The sequence below is a fragment of the Halolamina salina genome, assembly GCF_042678005.1.
Lineage (GTDB): Archaea > Halobacteriota > Halobacteria > Halobacteriales > Haloferacaceae > Halolamina > Halolamina salina.
This window is the reverse complement of the sequence record NZ_JBHUDH010000127.1, coordinates 897-3,341: the sequence shown is the minus strand read 5'-3', so window position 1 is coordinate 3,341 and position 2,445 is coordinate 897. Positions and strand designations below refer to the sequence as shown.

Genomic DNA, 2,445 nt, shown 5'->3' with positions numbered 1-2,445 from the left:
GCGATCGTGACGATCGCGCGCGGGCTCCCGGGGTTGGCCTGCATCACGACGTGTTCGCGCTCGGGGAAGCCGGCCTCGCTGAACATGCGGTCGGCCTCGTCGGCGTCGTAGAACAGCATGATCGCGTCGGCGATCCTGTGGAACAGGCTGTTGCTCGGCTCGTCGGGACCGACGATGAGCACGGTGCCGCCGGGCTTGGTGACCCGGCGGGCCTCCTCGATGGCGTCGACGGGGTTGGGCCAGTACTCGATCGAGCCGGAGGACCAGTAGTGGTCGAAGCTGTCGTCCGCGAACGGGAGGCGTTCGGCGTCGCCGCGGTAGAACTTCACCTGATCGGTCTTGCCGAACTTCGCCCACGCCTTCTCCAGTTGGTGGACGCTCTGGTCGAGCCCGTGCACGTCGTCGGTATGCTGGAGCAGCCCCTCGGTGCCGAAGCCGGTGCCACAGCCCACGTCGAGCACGCGGTCGCCCTGCTCGATCCCGGTCCGGGAGAGCGCCTCGTCGCGCATCTCCTCGTTCCAGACGAGTGGGTTGACCGTGTCGTACACCTTCGAGAGGTACTTGTAGAAGGTGCGTGCCCGCGCTTTGTCCTCCAGAATTCCCATTGGCCTCGGTTTGGGGTGGGCGGGCCATAATGCTGCGGTTTTCGTGACCGGCGGGATCGGGCACTATCGTCACGTACTTGGGCGATCCTCCCCGAGTTAGCCGTAATGGAGACGCTCGACCGTCGGGTGGAGATCGTCGACGATCGCCTGTCGGCGCTCGTCGAGTCGGTGGAGCCCCCCGAGCTGGCCGAGCGGCTGTCTCACGTCACGCTGTCGGGCGGGAAGCGCGTCCGGCCGGCGGTGACGCTGCTGGCCTGCGAAGCCGCCGGCGGCGACCCCGAGGACGCCGTCGACTTCGCCGTGGGGATCGAACTCGTCCACAACGCCTCGCTGGTCGTCGACGACATCATCGACCGCTCCGAGCTCCGCCGTGGCAACCCCAGCGCGTGGGCGGAGTACGGCTACGGCCCGGCGATCGTCGCCAGCGACGGGCTGCTCGGCGAGGCGTTCGCGCTGTTCTCGGCCGACGAGCACGCGATGGGCGTCGTCGCCGAGGCGATGGTCGAACTCGGCGAGGGCGAGGCGACCGAGCTCGTCTCCGAGCCCGAAAACGAGAGCGAGTACATGGAGCTGGCCCGCCGGAAGACGGGCGCACTGTTCCGTGCGGCCGCCGAGGTGGGCGCCATTGCCGCCGGCGCCGGGGGNNNNTCGATGGGCGAGTACGCCGAGCGCGTCGGCGTCGCGTTCCAGATGCGCGACGACGTGCTGGACGCCACCGGTGACGCCGCCGATCTGGGCAAACCCGCCGGGCAGGACGCCGAGATGGACCGGCCCTCGCTGATACAGGTCACCGAGCTCACGGCCGAGGAGGCCGACGACCGCGCCCGCGAGGAGGCGGACCACGCGCTCGACGCGCTGGAGACGGCGACCGTCGAGGACGGCGAGGCGCGGGAGTACCTCGAACAGCTGGCGGAGTACGTCGTCAGCCGGGAGCGGTAGGCCGGGGCGGTCAGGCCGCCTCCGCGCTCGCCGGGAAGCGGTTCTCCGCGATCGCGAACGTGAGCGTGCTCAACACGCCCAGCAGCGTCCCCGCCGTCAGCGCCAGCGCGAGGTCGGTGATCGCCATCGCGCCCTCGCCGGGGAGGAAGAAGCCCGAGACGGCGTGGAGCACGACGCTGATCGCGAGCACGTAGAACGGCGCGTTGAGGTAGCGCCACCGGAACGCGCCGTCGAGATACTCGTCGGTGACCTGCCCGAGGCTGGAGGTGACGCCGGCGGCCGCGAACCAGCCCACCGCGGCGTGGACGAACACCGCGACTTGGGTCGGTATCGGGACCGACGACGCCCCCTCGGTCACCGCCCCGTACCCCTGCCAGCCGCCGATCGCGACCAGCGCGACCGCGACGACGTAGGTGATCAGCGTCACCCGGCCGGCGTACAGCAGTTGGCGGAGTTCACCGACCGCGTCGTCGACCGCCTCCTCCAGCCCCAGCCCGCGGAACAGCGTGTAGAGCCCGAGGACCCCCGAGAGCACGCCGAGCACGGAGACGCCGGCGACGTCGAACGCGTTGGCGATCAGCACCATCGGGTAGACCAACAGGAGGACGCCGAGCGGGACGAGCAGCGTCCCGCGGGTCTCCTTGTCCCCGAGCACCTGCTTGATCGTGTAGTAGATCGACTCCAGATCCTGGGCCTGCCGGACGACGACCCGGCGCAGGCCGTCGATCGGCACGCGGGAACGGATCACCGGGAGCACGGACTCGTCCTGTGCGCCGTCGGTGATGACGACCGCGCGGACGTTCTCGCCGGTCGACAGCGCCGCGAGCACGGTGTCGACCTCCTCGCCGACCGCGCGGTTGGCCCGCACGTCGCCGCCGTCGACGCCCGTGTCGGCGGCGAG

Annotated in this window: 2 protein-coding genes and 1 pseudogene (1 of these 3 cut by a window edge); 1 reads left to right on the top strand and 2 read right to left on the bottom strand. The window is 70.5% G+C overall.

Translation table 11 applies throughout. The features are described from left to right. Positions 1 to 605: methyltransferase domain-containing protein (locus ACFR9S_RS11170; RefSeq protein ID WP_379818672.1), on the bottom strand; the 605-nt coding region annotated here is incomplete at its 3' end. Between the two features lie 105 nt (positions 606 to 710). On the opposite strand from ACFR9S_RS11170, the gene ACFR9S_RS11165 reads away from it, so the two are divergent. Beyond that, positions 711 to 1,544 carry a polyprenyl synthetase family protein gene (locus tag ACFR9S_RS11165; RefSeq protein WP_379818671.1) on the top strand — a complete coding sequence of 278 codons (834 nt, stop codon included), beginning with the start codon at positions 711 to 713 and terminating at the stop codon, positions 1,542 to 1,544. Between the two features lie 10 nt (positions 1,545 to 1,554). On the opposite strand, the pseudogene ACFR9S_RS11160 reads toward ACFR9S_RS11165, so the two are convergent. Next, positions 1,555 to 2,445, bottom strand: a pseudogene (locus ACFR9S_RS11160) (DUF373 family protein) (it continues 205 nt past the right edge of the window).